Annotated in this window: 19 protein-coding genes and 1 tRNA gene; 14 read left to right on the top strand and 6 right to left on the bottom strand. The window is 28.7% G+C overall.

The genetic code is table 11. From position 1 onward, the window contains the following. Positions 1-78: 78 nt before the first annotated feature. Positions 79-2,322 (bottom strand): flagellar hook-associated protein FlgL, encoded by a 2,244-nt coding sequence (gene flgL, locus CQA69_RS04415; protein WP_137620597.1) that lies wholly within the window; start codon positions 2,320-2,322, stop codon positions 79-81. A 149-nt stretch (positions 2,323-2,471) separates the two neighbouring features. On the opposite strand from flgL, the gene CQA69_RS04410 reads away from it, so the two are divergent. Further along, a tRNA-Leu gene (locus tag CQA69_RS04410) sits at positions 2,472-2,558 on the top strand. Between the two features lie 989 nt (positions 2,559-3,547). Here the strand turns inward: CQA69_RS04410 and lepB are convergent. Continuing rightward, positions 3,548-4,399: a signal peptidase I gene (lepB, locus tag CQA69_RS04405; protein ID WP_137620596.1), complete on the bottom strand. Its 852-nt coding sequence runs from the start codon at positions 4,397-4,399 to the stop codon at positions 3,548-3,550. Between the two features lie 9 nt (positions 4,400-4,408). After that, complete coding sequence (gene folD, locus CQA69_RS04400) at positions 4,409-5,257, bottom strand: bifunctional methylenetetrahydrofolate dehydrogenase/methenyltetrahydrofolate cyclohydrolase FolD (protein WP_137620595.1); 849 nt, start codon at positions 5,255-5,257, stop codon at positions 4,409-4,411. A gap of 80 nt (positions 5,258-5,337) precedes the next feature. Here folD and CQA69_RS04395 point away from each other — a divergent pair, with 80 nt between their 5' ends. The 7 genes from CQA69_RS04395 to CQA69_RS04365 are packed head-to-tail and all read left to right on the top strand — an operon-like array spanning position 5,338 to position 11,419. Then, positions 5,338-5,682: a c-type cytochrome gene (locus CQA69_RS04395; RefSeq protein ID WP_137620594.1), complete on the top strand. Its 345-nt coding sequence runs from the start codon at positions 5,338-5,340 to the stop codon at positions 5,680-5,682. Continuing rightward, positions 5,679-6,953: a glutamate-1-semialdehyde 2,1-aminomutase gene (hemL, locus tag CQA69_RS04390; RefSeq protein WP_137620593.1), complete on the top strand. Its 1,275-nt coding sequence runs from the start codon at positions 5,679-5,681 to the stop codon at positions 6,951-6,953. The genes CQA69_RS04395 and hemL overlap by 4 nt, the downstream gene beginning before the upstream one ends. Beyond that, positions 6,950-7,258, top strand: a complete 309-nt coding sequence (locus CQA69_RS04385; protein WP_137620592.1) for an AtpZ/AtpI family protein — start codon at positions 6,950-6,952, stop codon at positions 7,256-7,258. Before hemL ends, CQA69_RS04385 begins: the two co-directional genes overlap by 4 nt. After that, a complete protein-coding gene (locus CQA69_RS09140) occupies positions 7,258-7,755 on the top strand; it encodes a hypothetical protein (RefSeq protein ID WP_246023116.1) in 498 nt (165 codons plus the stop codon). Before CQA69_RS04385 ends, CQA69_RS09140 begins: the two co-directional genes overlap by 1 nt. Continuing rightward, positions 7,733-8,920: an MFS transporter gene (locus CQA69_RS04375; protein WP_137620591.1), complete on the top strand. Its 1,188-nt coding sequence runs from the start codon at positions 7,733-7,735 to the stop codon at positions 8,918-8,920. The genes CQA69_RS09140 and CQA69_RS04375 overlap by 23 nt, the downstream gene beginning before the upstream one ends. Then, on the top strand, positions 8,913-11,141 hold the full coding sequence (locus CQA69_RS04370; RefSeq protein WP_137620590.1) for a flagellar hook-length control protein FliK: 2,229 nt from the start codon (positions 8,913-8,915) through the stop codon (positions 11,139-11,141). The genes CQA69_RS04375 and CQA69_RS04370 overlap by 8 nt, the downstream gene beginning before the upstream one ends. Next, positions 11,138-11,419 carry a FlhB-like flagellar biosynthesis protein gene (locus CQA69_RS04365; RefSeq protein WP_137620589.1) on the top strand — a complete coding sequence of 94 codons (282 nt, stop codon included), beginning with the start codon at positions 11,138-11,140 and terminating at the stop codon, positions 11,417-11,419. Before CQA69_RS04370 ends, CQA69_RS04365 begins: the two co-directional genes overlap by 4 nt. On the opposite strand, the gene CQA69_RS04360 is transcribed toward CQA69_RS04365, so the two are convergent. Both CQA69_RS04360 and CQA69_RS04355 read right to left on the bottom strand, forming a co-directional pair. After that, a complete protein-coding gene (locus CQA69_RS04360; protein ID WP_137620646.1) occupies positions 11,416-12,216 on the bottom strand; it encodes a phosphatidylserine decarboxylase in 801 nt (266 codons plus the stop codon). The two genes, CQA69_RS04365 and CQA69_RS04360, sit on opposite strands and share 4 nt — an antisense overlap. Before the next feature lie 2 nt (positions 12,217-12,218). Beyond that, positions 12,219-13,346, bottom strand: coding sequence for a metallophosphoesterase (locus CQA69_RS04355; RefSeq protein ID WP_137620588.1), 1,128 nt, complete (start codon positions 13,344-13,346; stop codon positions 12,219-12,221). Between the two features lie 91 nt (positions 13,347-13,437). Between CQA69_RS04355 and gltX the strand changes: the two genes are divergently transcribed. From gltX to CQA69_RS04340, 3 genes are read left to right on the top strand one after another with little or no spacing between them, the layout of a single operon-like run. Then, positions 13,438-14,733, top strand: coding sequence for a glutamate--tRNA ligase (gltX, locus tag CQA69_RS04350; RefSeq protein WP_137620587.1), 1,296 nt, complete (start codon positions 13,438-13,440; stop codon positions 14,731-14,733). Between the two features lie 3 nt (positions 14,734-14,736). Beyond that, on the top strand, positions 14,737-15,018 hold the full coding sequence (locus tag CQA69_RS04345) for a YggT family protein (RefSeq protein ID WP_137620586.1): 282 nt from the start codon (positions 14,737-14,739) through the stop codon (positions 15,016-15,018). Beyond that, positions 15,015-16,643, top strand: a complete 1,629-nt coding sequence (locus CQA69_RS04340; RefSeq protein ID WP_137620585.1) for a lytic transglycosylase domain-containing protein — start codon at positions 15,015-15,017, stop codon at positions 16,641-16,643. The genes CQA69_RS04345 and CQA69_RS04340 overlap by 4 nt, the downstream gene beginning before the upstream one ends. Here the strand turns inward: CQA69_RS04340 and CQA69_RS04335 are convergent. Further along, complete coding sequence (locus tag CQA69_RS04335; RefSeq protein ID WP_246023115.1) at positions 16,540-17,025, bottom strand: hypothetical protein; 486 nt, start codon at positions 17,023-17,025, stop codon at positions 16,540-16,542. The genes CQA69_RS04340 and CQA69_RS04335 overlap by 104 nt on opposite strands. A gap of 99 nt (positions 17,026-17,124) precedes the next feature. Here CQA69_RS04335 and mobB point away from each other — a divergent pair, with 99 nt between their 5' ends. Genes mobB through CQA69_RS04320 form a run of 3 tightly spaced genes read left to right on the top strand, consistent with a single transcriptional unit; the run spans position 17,125 to position 18,651 of the window. Then, entirely contained in the window at positions 17,125-17,604 is a 480-nt protein-coding gene (gene mobB / locus CQA69_RS04330; protein ID WP_137620584.1) for a molybdopterin-guanine dinucleotide biosynthesis protein B, read from the top strand. Between the two features lie 14 nt (positions 17,605-17,618). Then, entirely contained in the window at positions 17,619-18,461 is an 843-nt protein-coding gene (locus CQA69_RS04325) for a class 1 fructose-bisphosphatase (RefSeq protein ID WP_137620583.1), read from the top strand. Continuing rightward, positions 18,454-18,651: a hypothetical protein gene (locus CQA69_RS04320; protein ID WP_137620582.1), complete on the top strand. Its 198-nt coding sequence runs from the start codon at positions 18,454-18,456 to the stop codon at positions 18,649-18,651. The genes CQA69_RS04325 and CQA69_RS04320 overlap by 8 nt, the downstream gene beginning before the upstream one ends. The last annotated feature ends 9 nt before the right edge of the window (positions 18,652-18,660 follow it).

The raw sequence follows: 18,660 nt of genomic DNA, 5'->3' as shown, positions 1-18,660 counted from the left end.
TAGAAATAGTAAAAATGACTTCTTTTTTAATGTTTTTTCCTTAAAAAATATTTTCAAAGAAGCCATTATAACATAATTTTACATATAATTTAATAAACTAAGTTGAGATATAGTTGTACTTGCTTTAAGTGAAGCTTGGTATGCAAGTTGAGTTTGCATTAAATTAATCATAACCTCTCCATAATCAGCATCAATAACATTTGATTTAATGCTTTCAACATTAACGCTTAAAAAACTTACTCGAGTATTAACTCCGTCTATAATATTATGATAAGCACCTAAAGTCGTGTTAAGTTTGCTTACATGATCAGCTAAATGATCAAGTCTTTCTAAAGCACCTTGCATTCCTGTATTTCTTGGATCGCTTGAATCCGCATCTGCTCTCATATTTCCATTTAAAACCGCATCAATCATACTGTCAAGATCTTTTATAATATCTACATTTGGCTCATCTATAGTTAAAGCATTATTAGCACTAAAACTAAAATTTGGTCCTTCTGTAACTTGTGCAGTTGTGCTTAATGGTGGTTTAGGAAATTGACCACTTTGAGAATCACTTAAAGAAATTTCTATATTAGTTCCAGAAGAAAGCTTATCTGTAACACTAATACGTCCTTTATAATCCATAGTTACATCGACAGTAGAATGTGAATCTTTCATAAGTTGTTGTATATTATCATAACCTGCAGCATCGACTTTATTATTATTAGCTGTAATGCTTTGAGTAGGAATCTTATCAGAAGCAAACATCCCAATAATATCATTGATTTGTCCATAAGTTATTTCCTTGGGAGCGGTTACTACCCCGCTATTTCCTGTTGTTGGATCTGTATGCATAATAGGAAAACTAATTGTCTGACCAGGATTAGCAGGATCAGGATAACTTACGGTAGATTTTCCCAAATCTATAGTTACATCATAGGTTTTTCCGCCTTTGGAAATTACTTTTAAATTTAGAACCGAATTATCAAGGCTATCTCCTGCCATCACTTCGCTAAGTTTAGTAGAATCTGTTGCATAAGCATTACTTCCTTTAATGACTTGAGAAACATTACCATAAACCGTATTTCCATTTTTTTCAAAATAAACATTATCATAATCTGCGCCATTAGCTTTATTGCCATCTGAATCAGTCATATTGCTTTTAATAAAATCAGTTTGAGCCAAACTGAACGTGAATTCTTTTTCAACTCCATCTTTTCCAGTTAATTTGATTGTAACTGGAGAAGTAAGGTTTGTAATATCTCCATTTTTAGTAGCTTCTTCCATAACCTTATTTGTAACATCATCCATATTAAGGCCATTCTCTTTAACAAATTTTTCCATTGATTTAAAATCTTCTGTTTTTTCCATTTGAGGAGTATATGCTACTGCATGAAAGTCTAATTTGTTGTTACCTTGTTTTAAATCCGTGATTTGAATTTGGCCACTATTGTTAATACTTACTTCTACAACTTTATTAGTGGCAGTATTGCCATAAAGTGCCCCAATTTGTTCTAGCACATCTTCTATTTTATCATCAGGTTTTACCAAAACAGCACTTTTAAAGCTAGTACCATCTGGTCTTGTTCCTTGAACATAAAGCGTTGAAGATGGAAAATTAAGTTTTTTATCCTTATCTTCAAAATCATCGTAGGGATCTAATTCTCTATCTTGAACGTAATTTTGACCGATAAGTTGTTTCCAAGCAGAGTCTCCATTTAAGTACTCTGTTTTATCCGTATAACGATTATCTGTAAAGCTAACATTGGTTGTAATTTGTTTTTTATAATCCCCATCAGCTTTAAAAAACAGATCCCAACCTGGGATATTATAAGGACTTTCAGTACCAGATCCTGTTACAACATTGATATTATTTTTGTCTCCATAATAATTGCCATTAGAATCAAAAGGTTTATTAGCTACTTGAGAACCCGCAAAAAGATACTTACCATTAACGCTAGTATTTGCAAGCTGAACTATACTTTCTTTAATACGCTGCAATTCTTTTGCTATCGCCTCTCTTGATGTTTTAGAATTACCATCATTTGCTGCTTGAGTGACTTTAACTTTAAAATCTTCTAAAAGTTTAACCATATCTTTCAAGGCGTTCATACTATTTTCGGTTAATTCTTTAGCTGAACTGGTTGCATCTTTGACCTGTTCCAATGCCTTCATTTCATATTCTAAGCGTGTATTGTCTATATAAATACTTGCATCTTCGTAAGAATTTTGTATTTTTAAACCAGAGGAAAGTTGATTAGAAATCTGATACAGAGCACTTTGCCCACCCATTGAAGTATTAATAGAATTTGTAAAATTGAGCTTATTTGTAACCCTCATTTGTATCCTTAAACATTAAAATTAAAATCTTTATTAAATATTGCTAAAAAATATCAAGCAATAAGTGTTCCAATTTTGTTAAACTTTAGAAAATAAAAGTTTTAAATTGTTTTTTAGTCTAATTAAGATATAATTGTCTCCTTGATAAAGCCCGAGTGGTGAAACTGGTAGACGCGCCAGACTCAAAATCTGGTAAGGGTAACCTTGTGTCGGTTCGAGTCCGACCTCGGGCACCATTATACTTCTATATGTAAATTCTCTAAAATACTTCAAATCATAATCAGATATCGAAAATAAAAGGTTTTAGTTAATTGTGTTATATTGTTACTTTATGTGGCAATTTGTGCTAAAATGTGATATAAAAAGTGGGTTACTTTTCTATAAAAAAGACATTAAAAGATAAAGAAGTAAATGACAAAAATTACTAAACTAACTGATAGTTTTTAAAAAAAATATTAAATGTGAAGATGGAAAAAATTTATAAAATTTGCGGATCTAAGCATTAAAAGTTTATATATTTTTTATCCAAGTGGTAAGAAAATTTTTAAAATAAGACAAGCAAATAATACTTATATGGAGATCATTCTCTGCTCTCTAGCTAAACTTAGAGAATTAGTATTAAATGCTTTAAAATGAAAACAAAAGCACAAAATATAAAAAACATATAAAGACAAAATTTTGGAGAAGTATATTGATGAGATTTAAATATTAAGAATAATTTCACTAAAAACAATACAAAAAAGAGGGGAAGGGTAAATTATAAAATTCGGTTTTTTCTTTTAAATATGTGTTTTCCTTCTTGCAATCTTTTGTTTCTTTCTAAAAGATCTAATCACATCCTCAAGCTTTCTTTTCAATGAAAAAGATTTGTAGTCATAAAATACCATTTTTTTCTAATGCTTGACAAAACTTCACGATTCATCCATATTCTATTTTGCTCTATATATGTTCATCGCATAATAAAGTTGCGGTTTGTCTTTTTTCTAAATAGACTCATCTACTTCCAACTTTTCTTTTTTAATTTAATTATTTTCCATAAAATTAAATTTTATATGTAATTATCCTCTAAATCTTAAGCTATAATTAGTCACATAATATTTTACTTAAAATATGATTATATAGTGTTTTATAAGAATGGTTACATAACTAAAAATATAAAAAATTTTTAAGTAAAAATAACTATTTTTATTAAAAAACAATTATTTTTTAATAAAAGAAAACAAATTTAACTCAATATATCTCCATCGTCATAATTATGAATATAAGCTTCGTCATTTTCTAAGGTATCGACAGATCGCCCTATTCTTTCCCATCTAACGCTTTTGTTTTGATCCCAAGAAAAATATACAAACCAAGGTTTTCCTACTATTAGCCGGTAAGGAACACTTCCCCAAAAACGACTATCATAGGAATGATCTCGGTTATCTCCTACCATAAAATACTCATTTTCAGGAACTTCAAATATATAAGCATTTCCACCGCTAAAACCTACTTGATCTCCAAGCTCCTTAAAATAAGTTGGAGACATAGTAAAATCACCTATACTAAGATAACGCAATATATCACTTTCTATATCCTTTCTTGGATCATAATGAATTCCTTTTTGCTTGTAGGGTTCTTTTATATAGAGTTCTCCGCCGAGCACAGCTAAATCATCTTTAGAATAATGCGATTTCATAAATTCATCACCCTCATGCATTCTTACATAAAGAGTTTTGTTTGCATAGACTATTTTATCACCTCCCACGCCAACACAACGTTTAACAAAATGTTCTTTTTCGTTTCTAGGATTTCTAAAAACCACTATATCTCCTCTTTTTGGGCCTTGAGCTGCAATTAAATGACCATTTTTATTAAAATCTGGCAAAACAGGAATTTCAAGCCAAGGAATATGTGGAGTTGGAATTCCATAACTGAATTTTTTTACAAACAAAAAATCACCTATAAGTAAGGTATTTTTCATAGATCCAGAAGGAATTACAAAAGCCTGTATAAAAAAGAAAATTACTAAAAGGACAATAATAACCGTTCCAGTCCAAGACTGGGAAAATCTATAAAGTTTTTTCAAAAATTCCATACAATTTTCCTAATTTAATCTGTTTTTAGCAGATTTTATTGTATTTTCTAAAAGCATAGCTATAGTCATAGGACCAACTCCACCTGGCACAGGGGTAATAAAACTTGCTTTTTTTGAAACATTTTCAAAATCAACATCACCAACTATTTGACCATTTTCAAGTCGATTGATCCCCACATCAATGACGATTACACCTTCTTTTACCATATCAGAACGTAAAAGATTTACACAACCTGCAGCAACTATAATCAAGTCAGCTTTTTGAGTATATAATTTTAAATCTTTCGTTTTAATATGACATATACTCACACTTGCCCCAGCATTTAAAAGCATTGTAGCCATAGGACGTCCGACTATATTTGATTCCCCAATTACAACGGTATCTAAGCCTTCTAAATTGATTTCATAAGCTTTTAAAAGTTTCATAACTCCAAGTGGAGTACAAGGTAAAAATCCACTCTCTAAGCCTAAATTTAAATATCCTACATTAATAGGATGGAAACCATCAACATCTTTACTGCTTGTAATACTTTCTAATACTAAATTTTTATTAATATGCATAGGTAGTGGTAGTTGTACTAAAATTCCATGAACACTATCGTCATAATTTAAAGTATGAATTAATGCTAAAAGCTCATTTTGTGTTGTATTTTCATCAAGACGATATACTAAAGATTTGATTCCATATTCTTCACAAGCTTTAGCTTTAGAATTTACGTAAGTTTGGCTTGCGGGATTATTGCCAACTAAGATCACAGCAAGACAAGTTTGCATACCTTTTTCTTTTAGAATTTGATTTTTTTCTTTAAGCTCTTCTTTGATTTTTATACTCAAGGCTTTACCATCAAGTAAAATCATTATTTTCCTTTTATAAAATTTATTACTTTTTTAAAGTAAAAATTGTATCATATTAAAACTTCATTAACAAGGTAAAAATTTTGAAAATCATTTTATTAGTGTTTTTATTTTTCACACTTAGTCTTTTTGGTTCTGATTTTATTACACCTAAAGAATATGCTAAAATGCTTTATGAAAATCCTAGAGGAATTAGTTGTAAAAAATGTCATGGTTCTGATGGAAGTGAACAAATTCTTGGATATTATATAAATAAGGGAGTTAAAACCGCTTATAAAATTCCAAGTATCCAAAATATAGGTTTTAAAGAATTTAAAAATTCTCTTACTGAAACTAAAAGTTCTAAATCTATTATGCCAAACTATTCTTTAACCGATGAAGAAATAATAAGCTTATATAATTATATCAAGCTAAAGGAGAAAAAATGACAAATAAAAAAGCTTTTGAACAAGCGTGTAAATTGATCGCAGGTGGTGTAAATTCTCCAGTGCGTGCTTTTGCTAATGTGCAAAGCGATCCTAGATTTATTGCCTATGGAAAAGGAGCTTGCATCGTTGATATAGAAGGAAATTCTTATATTGATTATGTGCAAAGCTGGGGACCTTTACTTTTTGGACATTGTGATAAAGATATACAAAAGGCTTGTCAAAATGCTCTTAAAAAAGGATCGAGTTTTGGAGCACCTACTTTGCTTGAGAGCGAACTTGCAAATCTAGTTTTGTCAGATTTTCCACATTTAGATAAAATTCGTTTTGTAAATAGTGGAACCGAAGCAACTATGAGTGCAATCCGCCTTGCACGTGGATTTACAAAGAGAGATAAGATATTAAAATTTGAAGGATGTTATCATGGACATTCTGATTCTTTGCTTGTAAGTGCAGGAAGTGGTGCTGCTACTTTTAATACTCCTAGTTCTTTAGGTGTATTAAATGAATTAGCCAAATTCACTTTAGTTGCAAAATACAATGACATACAAAGTGTTAAAGATCTTTTTGAAAAAAATAAAGATATTGCTTGCGTCATCATTGAGCCTATAGCTGGAAATATGGGTTTAGTTCCTGCTAAACAAGAATTTTTAGAAGAACTTGCTCAAATTTGCAAGATGAATCAAACTTTACTTATTTTTGATGAAGTTATGAGTGGATATAGAGCTTCTTATCTTGGTTCTTTTGGAATTAATCATATTAAAGCTGATATTGTAACTTTTGGTAAGGTTATTGGCGGAGGATTACCTGCAGCAGCTTTTGCGGCTAGAAGTGAGATTATGGATATTTTAAGTCCTTTAGGTGGAGTTTATCAAGCAGGCACTTTAAGTGGAAATCCTTTAGCCATGGCTGCAGGAATTGCTAGCCTCTCTAAGGCAAGAAAGAAAAAAGATCTTTATGAAAAATTAGGTAAACTAGCTAAAAAATTAACACAGGGTATGAAAAAATTAGCCGATGAAAAAGGGATTACCTTACAAACTTGCTATATTGGTTCTATGTTTGGTTATTTTTTCACAGAAAAGCCTGTTGAAAATTATCAAGATGCTTTAAAATCAGATCTCAAGCTTTTTTCTAAATTTCATCAAAATATGCTTAAAAAAGGAATTTATCTTGCGCCTTCGCAGTTTGAAACAGGATTTATTTGTTCCAAGATGAATAATAAAACAGTTGATACTACTCTAGAAGCTATTAAAGAAAGTTTTAAACGTTTATGAATGAATTTGAAGAACAAAGCTCAAATAAAAAACAAAAATTGATCCGCAAAACTATAGAAGCTGCAGATGGACTAAGCCTTGGAATTTCTATAGTTGTTGCTGTTTTAATCGGTATAGGTATAGGATATTTACTTAAAAAATTTACTCCCTATCCTTGGCTATTTTGGCTTGGGGTGTTTTGGGGAATTGCTGGAGCCATACTTAATATTTACAAGGCTTATAAAAGTCAAATAAAAAGTTATGAAGAATTTGAAAAACGTGATGATTTTATCAAAGAAAGAATACAAGAAGAGAAAAATAAATAATGGAGCATAAAAAAGCATTTTTCATAATGGCTATTGTTATGCATTTATTTCCCCTTTTCGTTTTATTAGCTATAAATCAATTTAAGTTTAATATATTTTTGAGCTTCGAAATAGCGTTTTTTAGCTTTTTGATTGTTATTTTTAGCTCTTATTTGAACTATAAAAAAATTGTATTCTCTAAGGCAAAAAAATATGAATATTTTCAAAATTCATCTATATTCTTCTTAAAAAAAATAAAAAAGCTTCCTAAAAATATAAAATTTAGGGTTATTAAAGACGATTTAGATTTTAATTTTAAGGATAAAATTTATTTTTTTACAACATTTTTTAGTTTGTTAAAAATATTTGCTTATATGGTTTTAGTTGCAGGTTTTTTATTTTTACACAGACAAAATTTACTTAATATTTTTGGATATTTGTGTGGGATTTCAGCTCTGCTTATTTGTGTTTTTATTTTTATTGTGTATATAAGATATGAGTCCAAGAAAAATTATTAGATCAATGACAGCGCTTTTTGTTAGTATGGCATTTTTATTTGCAGGAAATGCTTTAATTGTTTCATCTATAGGTGTCATTCTTAAAGAAAAAGGAGAAAGTTCTTTAGTGGTTGGAATTATAAGCTCTTGCTTTTTTGTAGGAGCGCTTATAGGAACAATCAGTGCTCATAAAATTATTTCTAAGATAGGCCATATACGTTCTTTTGGTTTGTTTGGTGCTATTTTTGGAATTTCGGCTATGATGCATACGATTAGCGAGAATTTGATTTTTTGGGCTACTTTGAGATTTTTAATCGGTGTTTGCTATTATGGTTTTTTAATGGTAATAGAATCTTGGCTCAATGAAAAAAGCAAAAATGCTGTTCGCTCAAGAATTTTAGGATTTTATGAAATTATATTTTATCTTTCTTTTGGAATTGGTACTTTAATCATAGCTTTAAATTTAAGCAGACATGATGTTTTTATCTTAAGTGCGGCTTTGATTTTATTTTCTTCCTTGCCTTTAAATTTAATCAAAATCAAAGAGCCGGTTTTACCAGCTTCAAATCCTATTTCTATACCAAAAGTTTTTGATATTGCACCTTTGGCTATTGTAACTAGTTTTATTGCTGGAATGCTGATTAATGGATTTTTCTCAATGGCTTCATTGTTTATACTTTTACAAGGATTTGATGCTAAAGCTGTTTCTTATTTTATGTTTTGTGGAATTTTAGGTGGATTTTTTGCTCAAACTATTATGGGAGCCATATCTGATAAAATGGGGCGAAAATTTGCCATCATTACTAGTGCAAGCATAGGTTTTTTCACTATGCTTATCTTTGTATTTTTCAATCCTTATTTGTATTTTCAGTATATTTTAGCATTTTTACTTGGCATAGGAATATTTTGTCTTTATGCCTTAGCTCTTGCTAGAGCAAATGATGTTTTAACGATAAAAAGTAAAGGAGTAGAATTAGGTCGTGGGGTTCTTTTTTGTTATTCTTTGGGATCTTTATGTGGGCCTTTGATTTTAGGCTTTTTAATGCAATATTTTGAAGTCAAGGGTTTTATTTGGTTTTATATATTTTGTCTCGGTTTCTTAATCCTTTTTGCAATAAACAAACCAAATATTTTAAGCAAAAAATTCAGCAAAAAACCTGGAAATATGGTGATGTTAGATGATTAATACACAACTAACAAGTCAAATTGCTAATGCACAAAAAAATGATATCAAATTAGATAATACTCCAATAAAAGATAAATCAAATTCTAAAGATAGTCCCAAAGAAGCACTTTCTCAAGCCTTAAAGCAAAATTTAGGCTTGGATAAAGATGCAAGCAAAGAAGAAATAATTACTAAATTAATTCAAAATGAAACTGGTACAAAACTCAAAGAACTTGTCAATAAACTTTTAGAACAAATCAATTCGCAAAAAAATCCAGATTCTCCTGTTTTAAAGCAAAGTAAAAATTTAAACTTAGCACCCAATTTTGCTAACGAATTAAAAACTCTTGCAACAGAACTTGAAAAAAATGATATTTTTTCACAAGTTTTAGATAAACTTAATCAAATTTTAAAACCCGCAAGTGAAATTAAGAGTAATAATTTTGCACCTCTATTTCAAAATTCAGGAGTATTTTTTGAAGCAAAACTTAAAGATGCATTGAGCGAAGAGTCTTTGCCAAAAAGCTTTTATTCTCTTTTGAGCACCATAAAAGGTTTAAGTAGTGAAAAGCTAAGTTCTCAAATTGCACAAATTATAGTTTCAAATTTAGATCCTAAAGATGCTTTAAAAGAGCTTAAGAATATCATTCAAACAAACAAAAAAGAGAATAAACAAATTTTAGATCAAAGTTCTTTTAAAGCTCTTTTGAAATTAAGCTCTAAAATAGATAATTTCAAAAACTATATTTCAAAAAATCCTAGCATAGCTCAAAATAAAATTATGCAAATTGCTAATAAAATTACAAAAGAATTAACATCTCTAAAAGGTGATTTTTTTAAAGCATTGAATAAGCCAGAAAATCTTATGATTAAAGATACCAACATTTTGAAACAAGCTGCCAAAGCTTTCGAAAAACTTGAAAACACTCTAAAAAATATCTTAGGAGAACACAATTTTAAACCTTCTCAAAAAGACAATGAAATTTTAAAAGATTTACTTTCAGATAAAAAAGATAATGTAAAAAATGAAATTCCAAAAGAAATGCAAAATCAGCATGTGCAAAAAGATAAATTGGAACAAGATGAAAAAACAGAAAATGCAAGTCAAGATTTTGATAATGATGAGTTGATAAATAAAGATGAAGAAACAGGTGATGTAAATAAAGAACTTGTGGTAGATAAAGATGAAAAAACAGAAAATGCAAGTCAAGATTTTGATAATGATGAGTTGATAAATAAAGATGAAGAAAATTTAAAAGAAAATATTACGCAAGATTCTAAAGACAAAAAACAAGAAAATATTAAAAATAATTTTGACAAAGACACCAACATTAAAAATAACCCTAGGGAAAATTCCAAAATTTATGAAGCTAAAAATGATAATATACCTAAAAATGCTACACAAAATATATCAAATCAGAACAATTCCATGATACAAAGTGCAACGCAAACAAATATACAAACCCAAGAAAATATTTTTAAAACTCAAGAATTTATCAAGCAAAATAATATAAAAAATTTAGCCTTCATGGTTGAAAATTTAGATCTGGACGAGTTGCAAAATTTAAGTAAAGATCTTGGTAATCTTTCTAGAAAAATTAACGAGAGTTTAAGAGAGCTTGAACCACATATCCAGCATACTAAACTCAATCAAGCAGAAATCAAAAATCTAGAACGAAAACTTGATTTATCTGCTAAAGATTTGGCACAAATAAAACCAAAAACGGATCAGGAAATAGCAGAATCATTGCATCACGATATCAAATCTACTCTTTTGCAAATTTCAAATCTAGCTAAAAATGAAGGTAATGAAGCGGTTTATAATCAAGCTAATCGTCTTTTAGCACAGATTGAAATAAACCAACTTATTTCTCTAGCAAATGATTCTATAAACACTTATTTACCTTTTTCTTGGGAAGACTTAAATGATTCTAAGATTATGTTTAGAAGAGGAAAAAAAGATAAATTCTTTGCTCAAATCAAACTCGAATTTGCCAAACTTGGGGACTTAGAAATTTTAATTTCCTTAAACAACGAAAAATATATAGATATTAACATTATGGCAGAAAATAAAGAATTTAGAAAAACCATTTATGAAAATGCTCACGAGCTTAAAAAAAATATCAATAAAGCAGGATTATTGAGTGCAAATTTTTTCGTAGGAGACATTATAAGAAGCAAATTTGATTCAAGAAATATTAAAAATCTAGATCTTGAAATGGGTATGGATAAAAAAGTATGAGCAAGGTTAAAAGATCTATTAAAAAAGCTGTTGCTTTAGGCTATCAAAAAGAAAAACACACTGCACCAAAAGTCCTTGCGAGTGGAAAAGGAGAAAGCGCAGCTAAGATCATTTCTTTAGCCAAAGAACACGGGGTTCCTATAAAAGAAGATGAAGATTTAATAGAAATTTTAAGCAAACTTGATTTAGGAGATGAAATTCCTCCAAATATGTATAAAGCAGTAGCAGAAGTTTTTGCCTTTATTTATCAAATGGCGAATAAAACACCTAAAACCTAATCAGAAATTTTTTCTCCAAATTTTATACCCTGCTCTACTTTTAAATTAAGATTTAAAAGTCCCTTTTGTGAAATTAAAACTATAGTAGAACCTAATTCAAAATGACCTAACTCCTCTGCTTTTTTGATGTTTAAATTATCATATTTTTTAGTAAAATTAAAAGAAGTTTTAGCATTGGTTTGTATGCTAGAATCAAAATTAAAGCGCATTTTACCTACATTTTGAGCCCCTATAAAAACAAGCCAAAAAATACCTTTTTCGTTTTGACATTTTAAACTAACTCTTTCATTTTTTGTATAAAGGGCGCTAATGCATTCTAAATGTTTTTCATTGACACTATAAAGAACTCCTCTTGTATAGGTTGCGCTTAAAATTTGCATATCGCAAGGACTATGATATCGATGATAATCTTTTGGAGAAAGATAAATATTGATATAATCTAGTCCATTTTTCAATTCATTTTCTTCAAAACTATCTTTTAAAAGCTCTGCTACACTATAAGTGTGCCCTTTAATAGAAAAGGCAAAATGTTCCTCATCAGCTAAAAAAGCACTTCCACATTGCAAAATTTTTCCATCACTAGGGCTAATAAATCCATCTTCGATCTTGCGAGGAATTTGTAAAGTTCTTGTAAAAAGATCATTTAAACTTTTGTATTCAGTAATATCTTTAAATTCGCTCATATCTATTTTAAAATAATTTACATAAAAACTATTAATTTGCTGTTGGATGACTTTTGGAAATTTAATCTTTGCAATGAGTCCAAAAATTTTAGAACTTTCTCTTGAGAAATTCACGATCATTTTCCTTTTAAATTTAAAATCACAATTTCACTTGGAGCAAAAACTCTAAGACTTGGTCCCCAAAAACCAGCTCCGCTGCTTACATAAAGCTTGGTTTTTTGATTTAAATTATAAAGTCCATAAACAAAACCTTGTTGAAGTTTCACCAAAAGCATAAAAGGGAAAATTTGTCCTCCATGAGTATGTCCGCTTAAAATTAAATCAAAATCTTTTAAATTATAAAGCAAAGCTGCTTTTGGCTGATGGGTAAGTAAAATACTTGGTTTGCTTGTATTTAAATCCGCTTTTATTCTTTCTAAATTAGGAGCATATAGTCCTTTGCCGATCCCTGCTAAATCGGATAATCCTGCAATATTAACAAAACCCAAATCTTCATTTTGATTGAGTAAAATTTTCATTTTTGTATAAGTTTTAAGTAAATTTAAAACTTTATTGATACCGTGATAATACTCGTGATTTCCCACAACATAGAAAGTTCCGTAAGTAGAATTAAGATCATTTATTTTTGAAATATAAGATTTTAAATGCTCAGGATTAACATCGATTAAATCTCCGATAATAAAAACCATATCTGGTTTTTCTAAATTTACTTTATTTATAATTTGATCTAAAAAATTTTCATGTAAATTTTTACCCAAATGGATATCGGTTAATACGGCGATTTTCAAATCTTTTTTTAAATTGGCTATTTGTAAATTTAAAGTTTTTATTTCAGGAATTTTTAAAGCACTATTTACGCTTGCATAGGTTAAAAACGCCGAGATAGCTATTACGCCTGTTTCAAACAATAAGCGTAAAAATATATTATATTTTCTATCGATCCTACCCAACAGAGCTAATACAAGCCTTATAAAATCAAGTATTAGCGTTACAAAAAACAAACAGTATGTTGGTGCGTAAAGCATAGCTAAAATTTCATATAAAGAATCGTTTAAATACTCATACTGATTTCTTCTAAGTATTAAAAATATAATTTGAACTAAGAAAAGTATCGCTAAAACAAATGCGAATAATTTATGAAAATATTTAAAAAGTAAAAATTTTTTAATTAGTCGCTTGTAAATATATAAATTTAATGATCCAAGAATTATTAATACTATAAAACAAAAAAATAAATACATCATAAAAATAATTATACCAAAGGAAATATTAAATATCTATATAAATTTCTTTGCTATAATTTTATTTTATAATTTTGAAAATTTAAGGTTTAAAATGTATCGTTTCGCTCCGTCTCCAACAGGAGATATGCATATAGGAAATTTGCGTGTAGCCTTGTTTAATTATATTTGTGCTAAGCAAAAAAATATTCATTTTATTTTACGTATTGAAGATACCGACAAAGCGAGAAATATAGAAGGCAAAGAAGAAGAAATAAAAGAAATTTTACAACTTTTTGGAATTTCTTGGCAAGATTATTACATACAAAGTGAAAATTTGAAATTTCATCGCCAAATGGCTTTAAAACTTGTAAGTGAAAAAAAAGCTTTTGCTTGTTTTTGTACCGAAAAAGAACTGGAAGAAAAAAAAGAATTAGCAAAACAACAAGGAAAGCCTTATCGCTATGATGGAACTTGTGAAAAATTAGCAGACATTGATGTTTTAGAATGTGAAAAACCTTTTGTTATTCGACTTAAAAAGCCTGAAAAAACAATAAATTTTTCAGATCTTATCAAAGGTGAACTTAGTTTTGAACCTGAAAATATCGATTCTTTTGTCATTATGAGAACTGATAAAACTCCTACTTATAATTTTGCTTGTGCGGTTGATGATATGCTTGAAAATATAACCTGTATTATACGTGGGGAAGATCATGTATCTAATACCCCTAAGCAAGAACATATTCGCGCAAGTTTAGACTATAAACAAAAAATAAGCTATGCCCATCTGCCTATTATCCTTAATGAGCAAGGTGTTAAGATGAGTAAAAGAGAAGCGCACTCTTCTGTAAAATGGTTACTTGAACAAGGAATATTGCCAAGCGCAATTGCAAATTATCTTATTATATTAGGCAATAAAACTCCTTGTGAAATTTTCACCTTAGAAGAAGCAATCTCTTGGTTTGATATCAATAAAATTTCCAAATCTCCTGCAAGATTTGATCTTAAAAAACTTTTACAAATAAACCGAGAACATATAAAATCAATGGAAAATTCCAAACTCAATCAAATTTTAAATTTTGAAAAAGACCTCGCAGAGTTAGCAAAATTTTATACTCAAGAAGCTAGCACAACCAATGAATTAAAAGATAAAATTCATGCTATTTTTAGCCCTAAAGATTATCTTGAATTTGAAAAAGAATGTCAAATTTTAAAAGAGCTTTTAAGCGATATAGAACTTTTTGAAAATTACGATGATTTTAAAAGCTATCTTTTGCAAAAAAGCGGATTAAAGGGTAAGAATTTCTTTATGCCTTTAAGAATTGTTTTAACAGGAAACATTCACGGACCTGAACTTAACGACCTTTATCCGCATATAAAAAATTTTATACATGAATTAGCAAGGATGTAAATTATGATTATAGATTCTCTTATTTATTCTATTTTTCAAGTATTACAAATTATTATCAATATCTATACTTGGATTATTGTTATTACTGCGCTTTTAAGTTGGGTTAATCCTGATCCATATAATCCTATCGTTCAAATTTTATACAAGCTTAGTTATCCAGCCTATGCTTTAGTAAGAAAAATTCCAACACGTATAGGCAATATTGATTTAGCCCCTTTAATCATACTTTTGGCTTTGCAATTCCTTAGCTTTTTCTTGGGCAGTATTTTAAGGAGTATTTTGTGAAAAAAATATGGTTGTTATTTTTAAGTTTTATATATCTTAATGCACTTGAATATGATTTAGAAACACTAAAAAAACAAGATAACTCCTTAGCAAAAGATTACTATATTTATAGACTTTTAGAGAAAAAAACCCTCAATAAAAAAGAAATTCAAGGCTTAAAATCTCATATTTTTCGTTACGCTGGAAAAATAAGATCTAAACTTGAAAAAATATTTCCTGTTAAAATTTATATTAATCCAAAATACGCACATTGTTACACTTATACAAAAAATACTATCTTGGATGCAAATTTAAGCTGTCAAAGTATTCGCTTAAAATCTTTAGCTTTTATTTCAAGTCTAGATACTAAATATAGAGACATATTGGCAAAAAAATTTGATTCCATAAGACCTGATTTAACAAATTTACTCCTTGCTTTTAATTCTAATGAGCCTATGAAATACATGGAAGAAAAAGAAGATACAAATGGTTTTTTTAAACTTTATAAGTATTTAAAAATAAATCATAATGATTTTGAACTAAATACAAATTTTGTTAATAAACTTTCTATTCATTCTGGCTTTAATGACTTTGTGCAAACCATTGTTATTCGACAACATTATCCAAAATTCAGATATTCGCTATTGCAAGTTGATCCACAAAACACTAAAGAATATACCGCATTTTATTTAGGTGTAAATGCTCTAACATACGATCAAGAACATATTGCTTATGAATTTTTTAAACAAGCAGCACAAACTTTTAAAAGTCGTAGTAGTAAGGATAATGCTATTTTTTGGATGTGGATGATTAAAAAAGATAAAAAAGATTTGCAAAATTTAGCACAAAGTAACTCTTTAAATATTTATAGTCTTTATGCTAAAGAACTTACAAACTCGGCTTTTCCAAAAATTGAAACCATACAAATTCATAAAGAAAAAAATAATTTTAACATGCAAGATCCATTTGCTTGGCAAAAACTCAATAAAACCATACTTGAAGCCAATGCTACTCAACTAGATGAATTAGCTAAAAAATTTGATACAGAAGAAACTTTACCAATTTATGCTTATATTTTAGAAAGAAAATCTAAATTTAAAAAGCATTATTTTATCACACCTTATTATCAATATATCAAAGATTATGATATTCCTAGACAAGCTTTAATTTTAGCTATTGCAAGACAAGAAAGTCGCTTTATACCTACTGCTATTTCAGTTTCTTATGCCTTAGGAATGATGCAATTTATGCCTTTTTTGGCTAATCATATAGGAGAAAAAGAATTAAAAATTCCAAATTTCGATCAAGATTTTATGTTCAAACCTGAAATTGCTTATTATTTTGGAAATCGTCATTTAGATTATTTAGAAAAAAAACTTAAATCTCCATTATTTATAGCTTATGCTTATAATGGAGGTATAGGTTTTACAAACAAAGTATTAGCTAGAGAAGATATGTTTAAAAACGGAAAATATGAGCCTTTTTTGTCTATGGAACTCATACCTTATCAAGAAAGTCGTATTTATGGCAAAAAAGTATTAGCTAATTATATTGTGTATCGATATCTTCTGAACGATAGTATAAAGATTTCGGATATTTTTGAAAATTTAATTCAAAACAAGGCAAATGATTCAAGCAAATCTTAGCCTTGATAAAATTTTCCGTTTTTATACTAGGAAGAGAAATTTTAAGATATTTTGTATAATTATTTTGTAGTAAATACTTAAAAAATTCTTGATCTAGCTCCTGTATATTTGCTTTTCTATGATTAATAAAAACTTCCAAATTATCGATTTTAAAAGTATTAGGAGTAAGGGTGAAAGCAAAAATATCATCTTGGCTAGAACTATCCAAAACTGGATTCAAATAAGACATAGTGATTATAGCATTGAATTTATCTTGAGTTATTTTATATTTTTGTGAAAACATTAAGGTTTGGGTTTTTAAATTTATATCCGCAATAGCAGGATTTTTTACAGAACATGCACTAAAAAATAGAATGCATACAAACAAAAAAGAAATTCTCATATTTATCCTAAAAAATATTTTTTTGTAATTTTAGCCATTTAACTCTATTTTTTGCTTTAAAATATTATAATTTAGTTTTAATTTTTTAGGAAGACATAAATGAAGCAATTGATCATGGCTTTTAGCGGTCCGTCAAATTCGGGAAAAACAACACTTATAACAAAAATTGCAAATGATTTTATGGAACAAAATCTAAAAGTTCTTATTATTAAACACGATCCTGCAGATAAAGCACAATTTGATTTTAACGGCAAAGATAGTTTTAAATTTTTTCAAAGTGGTGCTGAAGTGATAGTTTTAAGCCCTACTCGAACTACTTTTTTTTCTCATCAAGAAAGAAATATTTTAGAAGCTTTAAAATTAGTACCTGATTTTGACATTTGTTTGGTTGAGGGTTTAAAAAGCTTAGATTTACCACGTATTAGTGTTTTTTGTAAAGATATTGATGAAAGTTATTTTCCGTTTTCAAATGCTATTGCAAGTTATGACAAAATTTCATATCCGAACTTAATTTGGCTAGATTTAAACAATATTAAAGAAATTTGTAGATATATATTAGAGAATGCAAAAAAAATCTAAAAAGGAGAGTTGCAATGGAAGAATTAATTTCTTACATACAAAAAGCGGTTTTGGAAATTTCAGATGCTTTAAAATTTCCAGATACAAGTTATAGTCAAAATCACAATTCTACTGGTGATACTCAACTTAAATTTGATATTTTAAGTGATGAAATCATCACAAAAACTTTAACTCAATGTCCCAGCCTTAAAGCTATCATTAGTGAAGAGAAAAATGAGATTTTAACTGTTAATGAAAATGCAAAATATATTGTAGCCTATGATCCGTTAGATGGATCTAGTTTGATGGATGTTAATTTCGCAATAGGCTCTATTTTTGGCATTTATGAACAAAAACCTAGTGCTAAAAATTTAAAAGCGGCTGTTTATAGTATGTATGGAGCAAGATTAGAACTTGTAATTTGCGAAGATACTCCTAAACTTTATAGGCTTGATAAAAACAATCAATTTACTTTTATCAAAGATCTTAAAATGGAAGAAAAAGGCAAAATCAATGCTACAGGTGGAACACAAAAATTTTGGGATGAAAAACACTCCAAATTCATCAAATCCTTATTTGAAGAAAATTACCGCTTAAGATATTCTGGAGCTATGGTGAGTGATATTAATCAAATTTTACTCAAAGGAGGAGGGATTTTCAGTTATCCAGCAACCAAAGATGCTCCTTTAGGAAAATTAAGAGCTTTTTTTGAAGTTTTCCCTTTAGCATTTATTGTAGAAAAGGCAGGCGGAAAAACCACAAATGGAAACAACCAATCCCTACTAGACCTTGAATTTGACGCTATACACGCAACAACCCCTTGTTTCTTTGGTTCAAAATATGAAATTTCAAAATTACTAGAATTTTATAATGGCTGAAATCAGAGACGAATTTGAACAGGATATGGATAATAAAAAAGAAATTTTATTATCCTGTCAAAATTCAAAAAATTTAAATTCTTGTTATAATTGTCAAGAAATTTTTGCTTGTCAAACACGCAAAGACTATGTCGATGCGGTTTATAATAGTATGTCTAAAGGTAAAACTGAAGGCGGATTTGATTTTTAAGGAAATATC

It is taken from the genome of Campylobacter estrildidarum, from assembly GCF_005406205.1.
GTDB lineage: Bacteria > Campylobacterota > Campylobacteria > Campylobacterales > Campylobacteraceae > Campylobacter_D > Campylobacter_D estrildidarum.
This window is presented reverse-complemented; position numbering and strand designations above follow the sequence as displayed.